Below are 5,570 nucleotides of genomic sequence, written 5' to 3'. Positions count from 1 at the left end.
CCCCCCCCCCCGCCCCCGCCCCCGCCCCCCCCCCGCCCCGCCCCGGGCCCACCGCCGCCCGGCCGCCCCGCCGCCCCCCCCCCCCCCCCCCCGGCGGTGTGACACCCTCTACCTCCCGCCGCGTACCGGAGCAACCGTGCCGCCGGCCACCCGCGGACCGTCTGTGGAGGAAAGTCCCGTGACCGCCGAGCTCTCCGACGGGCCACCCCCCGAGGGGTCCCCGGACGGGGCGGCGCCGGGCTCGGACGACCGCACCGAACTCGTGCGCCGGCTGGCCGGCGAGGCCCTCGGCAACCGCAGCCTGCAGCGGCTCACCGACCTGGCCACCCGGCTGCTCGACTGCGACTCCGCCCAGGTCTCGCTGGTCGGCGAGGTGCAGACCGCGGTGGCCGGCACGGGGCTCCCGCCCGGCGGTATCGGGGCACGGCTGCCGCTGGGCGAGTCGCTGTGCGCCGTCGCCGTCGCCGCCGACGAGCCCGTCGTCGTGCCGGACGCCGCCCGGGACGAGCGGGTGTCCGACCGGCAGCCGGTCCGGGCGGGCGAGGTCGGGGCCTACCTCGGCATCCCGCTCCGGATCATGGGCGGCGAGCCGATCGGTGCGCTGTGCGCCTACGAGCCCCGGGCGCGGGACTGGACCGACCGGGACGTCGCCCTGCTCCGCCAGCTCGCCGACTCCGTGGGCACGGAGCTGCAGCTCATGGCCCTCACCGCCGAGTACGAGGCCCACCGGCTGCGCTTCGAGCTGGCGATCGACGCCGCAGGCATCGGCAGCTTCGACTGGAACCTGGAGACCGGGCGGCTGCTCTGGGACGACCGGCTGCTCGCCCTGTTCGGGTACGAGCGGGCGGAGTTCGACGAGACCATCGACTCGTTCGTCTCGCGCGTCCACCCCGACGACCGGGAACGGACGATGGAGGCCCTGCAGGCGGCCGTCGACGGGTCGCGTGACTACGACGCCGAGTTCCGCGTCGTGCTGCCGACGGGGGAGACCCGCTGGGTGCGGGGCAGCGGCCGTGCGGTCGCCGACGACGGCGGAACCGCGGTGCGGCTGCTCGGGGCCGGCTACGACACCACGCCGCAGCGGCAGGAGGACGTCCGCATCGCCCGCCTGCTGGAGGCGATGAAGGCCTCGTTCTTCTCCCTGGACCGGGAGTGGCGCTTCACCTACGTCAACGCGGAGGCCGAGCGGGTCCTGGGCGGCTCGCGCGAGGACATGCTCGGCGGCGTGGTCTGGGAGCTGTTCCCCGCGGCCGTGGGCAGCGACTTCGAACGGCACTACCGGGCGGCGGTGTCGACGGGTCGGGAGCGCGTGTTCGAGGCGTACTACCCCCCGCCGCTGGACGCGCTGTTCGAGGTGCGCGCCTGGCCGACGCCCGACGGCCTGTCGGTCTCCTTCCTCGACGTGACCGAGCGGCGCGCGGCCGAGGACCGGGCACGGCGCAGCGCCGCCCGGCTCGCGCTGGTCGCGCACACCACGACGGCGATGGCCGCCTCGCTCGACAGCCGGGAGAGCGAGGAGGGCGCGCTGCAGCGGGTCGCCGGAACGCTCGTCCCCGAGCTCGGGGACTGGGTGATCCTCAGCCTGGTCGACGCCGACGGCCGCATGCGCGACGTCGCCAGCTGGCACCGCGAGGCGGGTCTCAGGGACGTGGTGGCCGGGTACGCGGCCGCCCGGCTGGCGGCCCTGCAGCCGGACGCCCCCGTCCTGCGGGCGCTGGCCTCGGGCCAGGCGCTCGTCGTCCCCGACGTCGGCGCGGCCGTCGGCCGGACGCTGCCGCCGGGCCCGGCGAGCGACGCCTTCTGGGCGCTGGCCCCGCAGTCGGCGATGACGCTGCCGATGACGACCCGCGGCCGGACGGTCGGTGCGCTCAGCCTGTACCGCTCGGCCGACCGGCCGGTGCCCGGCGACGAGGACGTCGCGACGGCGCGGGACATCGCCGGGCGGATCGCGCTCGCGCTGGACAACGCGCGGCTGTACCGGCAGCAGCGGCGGCTGGCCGAGGGGCTCCAGCGCAGCCTGCTCACCGCCCCGCCGCAGCCGGACCACGCCGAGATCGTCGTGCGCTACCACCCGGCGATGGCCGTCGCCGAGGTCGGTGGCGACTGGTACGACGCCTTCGTGCAGCCGTCGGGCGCCACGATGCTGGTCATCGGCGACGTCGTGGGACACGACACCGAGGCGGCCGCGGCCATGGGGCAGCTGCGCGGCATGCTCCGCGGGATCGGCTACCGGGGCGGCATGGGTCCCGCCGCCGTCCTGGCCGACCTCGACGCCGCCGTCCAGGGGCTGGGCATGGGCACCCTGGCGACCGCCGCGATCGTGCGGGTCGAGCAGGCCGCCGAGGAGCGCGCCGCGGGAGTGAGCCGGCTGCGCTGGTCCAACGCCGGGCACCCGCCGCCGCTGGTGCTCCGCCCGGACGGCCGGATCGAGGAGCTGGCCGGCGAGCGCGCCGAGCTGATGCTGGGCGTGGACGCCTCCGCGCGGCGGACCGAGACGGTGGTGACCGTGCCGCGGGGCACGACCGTGCTGCTCTACACCGACGGGCTCGTCGAGGGGCGCGACCTCTCGCTGGACGAGGGCACGGCCCGCCTGCGGGCGGCGCTGGTCGAGCTGGCCGACCGGCCGCTGCCGGAGCTCTGCGATGCGGTGATCGAGCGCCTGCGGCCCGAGGGGCTGCAGGACGACGTCGCCCTGGTGGCCATCCGCCTGCACCCGCAGGACTGAGCGGGCTCAGCTCGCGAGCAGGGCCCAGACGTGCTTCGCGCCGTCGCCGACGTACCACCCGTGCTGCGGTGCCAGCTCGGCGATGAGGTAGAGCCCCAGCCCGCCGAAGCTGGGGTCGCGCCCGACGGCCGGCGTCGGCGGGGTCTGCGTCGCCTGGTCGGACACCTCGACGAGGAACGCGTCGCCGGTGCTGCGCAGCGCTGCCTGCACGTTCCCGCCGCCGTGGCGCAGCGCGTTGGACGCCATCTCGTCCAGGGCCAGGACCAGCCGGTCGAGGAGGTCCTCGACCGCGGACCCATCCACGCACTCCCGCACCTCGGCGCGCACGGCGGGGAGCTCGGCGACGTCGCGCAGCTGCCAGGAGAGCACGGTCTCGGCCTCGGGCGGGAACGCCGACGGCCAGATGGTGCCGGCCGCCTGCCCTGTCACGCGCGCTCCTCGATCCCGGGCCGGCGTGGTTCCGCGTCGGCCGAACAGTCTCGTATCGGCCTGTGGGGCGCGGATCAAACCTGAAGTCGGCCAGATCACACCGATTGGTGCGCTCAGCCGACGAACACCGGCGACCAGTGCCCGGTCCGGACGCTGACGGTGACGGCGACCGCGCAGACGACCACCGTGGCGAGCACGAACCAGGTGTCGCGCGGGTGCAGCCGGGAGCCCCGGGCGTTCGAGCGGGGGATGCCGGAGTCGAAGCCCCGGGCGTCCATCGCCGTCGCCAGCCGGGAGCCGCGCCGCACCGCGCCGACCAGCAACGTGAAGCCCACCCCGGCCAGCAGCCGGACGCGGGCCACGGGGTTGCGCCCGGCCTCCACCCCGCGGGTCCGCCGCGCCAACCGCACCGCCTCGAACTCGGCCACCAGCAGCGGGGCCAGGCGCAGCGCGGCCAGCGCGCCGTAGGCGAACCGGGTGGAGACCCGCCAGTGGATGGTCAGCGCGTCGGCGAGCCGGACGGGGTCGGTGGAGGCGACCAGCAGGACCCCCGGCAGGGCCAGGCCGATCACGCGCAGCGCCAGCCCGACACCGGCCAGCGGATCGGCGTCGCCGGCGAGCAGCACGTTGACCACGCCGACCGAGGTGGCGCCGAGCAGCAGCGGCCAGGTCCGCCGCCACAGGTCGCGCGGATCGGTGAGGCCGGCGGCCGGCAGCAGGCACAGCTCGACGGCGAGCACGATCGCCGGGGTGACGACGTCGAGGCTGGTCAGGAGCACGACGGTGACGATGCCGATGGCGGTCAGCTGCGCCACCGGGTTGATCCGGGACAGCGGGACGTCGGCCACCGGCCCGAGCACCATGGTCATGAGAGGTCCATGGCCATCAGAGACAGAGCTCCGCGTCGGCCAGGACCTCGACCAGGTCCCGGTCGTGGGTGACGGTGACGACGGCGCAGCCCCGGGCCCGCTGCTCGGCGAGCAGGGTCACCACCTCCCGCCAGGTGGCGGCGTCCTGCCCGAAGGTCGGCTCGTCGAGCACCAGCACGCGCGGGGAGGTGGCCAGCACGGTGGCCACCGAGAGCCGGCGCTGCTGTCCGCCGGAGAGCGTGTAGGGGTTGGCGTCGGCGAACGCGGTGAGGCCGAGCCGCTCGAGCAGCTCCTCGGCCGTGGCCCGGGCGGCGGCGTCTCCGGTGCCCGACCGCAGCGGCCCCAGCGCCAGCTCGTCGCGCAGCCGCCCGGTGAGGAACTGCTGCTCGGGGTGCTGGAACACCGTGCCGATGCGGGTGACCAGCTCGCCGGCCCGCCACCGGATGGGTGCCCGGTGCCCGCCGCGGACCCCGGCGGCCAGCTCCTCGGCCGCCTCCACCCGGCCGGTGGTCGGCGCCCGGAGGCCGGCCAGGAGGAGTGCGAGCGTGGACTTGCCGCGACCGTTCGGCCCGGTCACCGCGAGGGCCCGGCCGCCGTGCAGGGCGGCGTCGGTGGGGCGCAGGGCCGGGCTCGCCGTCCGGGGGTAGGTGAAACCGGCCGCGTCGGCGGTGAGCAGGACCGGTCCGTCCGGCCCGGCGAGGAGGTCGAGCCCGGCGGTGCGGCGGGCCGGCCGCCAGCCGGGCGGCTGCTCGACGAGCCCACCCGGCAGGAGCTCCACCACCCGGTCGACCAGCGGCAGCCACGGCTCCGCGTCGTGGTCGACGACGATCACGGTCGCCCGCCGGTCGGCCGTCGACCGGGCGACGGCGCCTCGCACCACGTCGGCCCCCGCGGGGTCGAGCTGGGCGGTCGGCTCGTCGAGCAGCAGCAGGCCGGGACGGCGGGCCAGCGCACCGGCGAGGACGAGCCGCTGCTTCTCCCCGCCGGAGAGCGCCTGCGTCGGCCGGTCCCGCCCGTACCCGAACCCGACCGCGGCCAGCGCCTCGTCGACGCGCGGCCAGATCTCGTCGGCGGGCAGGCCGGCGTTCTCCAGCCCGAAGGCGACGTCGTCCCCGGCGCGGGTCATGACCAGCTGGCTGTCGGGGTCCTGGGCGAGCATCCCGAGCTGCCCGCGGGCGGCGGCCGGCGGGACGCCGTCCACGGTGAGCTCCCCGGCCTGCTCGGTCGCCTCGGGGTCGAGGATGCCGGCGAGCGCCGCCAGCAGCGTCGACTTCCCCGCGCCGGACGCACCCGTCAGCAGCACCCGCTCACCGGGCTCGACGACCAGGTCGACGTCGGCCAGCGCCCAGGCCCGCCGCGACGCGTGCCGGACGCCCAGGCCGCGGGCCACGACCCGGGCCGGACCCCCGGCGACGGTCCCGGACGCACCGCCCTCCGCGGACGGGGGGGGGGGGGGGGGGGGGGGGGGGGGGGGGGGGGGGGGGGGGGGGGGGGGGGGGGGGGGGGGGGGGGGGGGGGGGGGGGGGGGGGGGGGGGGGGGGGGGGGG

The 5,570-nt window shown here is 77.4% G+C and carries 4 protein-coding genes; 1 reads left to right on the top strand and 3 read right to left on the bottom strand.

Going from position 1 to position 5,570, the window contains the following annotated elements; all coding sequences use genetic code 11:
- Window positions 1–178: 178 nt before the first annotated feature.
- A complete protein-coding gene (locus ACI79T_RS20995) occupies window positions 179–2,725 on the top strand; it encodes a SpoIIE family protein phosphatase (RefSeq protein WP_456612035.1) in 2,547 nt (848 codons plus the stop codon).
- A gap of 6 nt (window positions 2,726–2,731) precedes the next feature.
- Here ACI79T_RS20995 and ACI79T_RS20990 read toward each other — a convergent pair whose 3' ends face one another.
- The 3 genes from ACI79T_RS20990 to ACI79T_RS20980 all read right to left on the bottom strand — a co-directional run bounded on the left by ACI79T_RS20990 (window position 2,732) and on the right by ACI79T_RS20980 (window position 5,413).
- The gene (locus tag ACI79T_RS20990) at window positions 2,732–3,154 is read right to left on the bottom strand and encodes an ATP-binding protein (RefSeq protein ID WP_456612034.1); all 423 of its coding nucleotides are present in this window, start codon (window positions 3,152–3,154) and stop codon (window positions 2,732–2,734) included.
- A gap of 113 nt (window positions 3,155–3,267) precedes the next feature.
- Window positions 3,268–4,023, bottom strand: coding sequence for an energy-coupling factor transporter transmembrane component T family protein (locus ACI79T_RS20985; RefSeq protein ID WP_456612033.1), 756 nt, complete (start codon window positions 4,021–4,023; stop codon window positions 3,268–3,270).
- A 16-nt stretch (window positions 4,024–4,039) separates the two neighbouring features.
- Window positions 4,040–5,413 carry an ABC transporter ATP-binding protein gene (locus ACI79T_RS20980; RefSeq protein ID WP_456612032.1) on the bottom strand — a complete coding sequence of 458 codons (1,374 nt, stop codon included), beginning with the start codon at window positions 5,411–5,413 and terminating at the stop codon, window positions 4,040–4,042.
- Window positions 5,414–5,570 lie beyond the last annotated feature (157 nt).

The organism is Blastococcus sp. SYSU DS0619, from assembly GCF_054051035.1.
The sequence above is the reverse complement of the archived record's forward strand: the minus strand, read 5'-3'. Positions and strand labels throughout refer to the sequence as shown.

Coding starts and splice junctions, on each gene's coding strand:
- ACI79T_RS20985 (WP_456612033.1), bottom strand. CDS start 4,023: ATGACCATGGTGCTCGGGCCGGTGGCCGACGTCCCGCTGTCCCGGATC.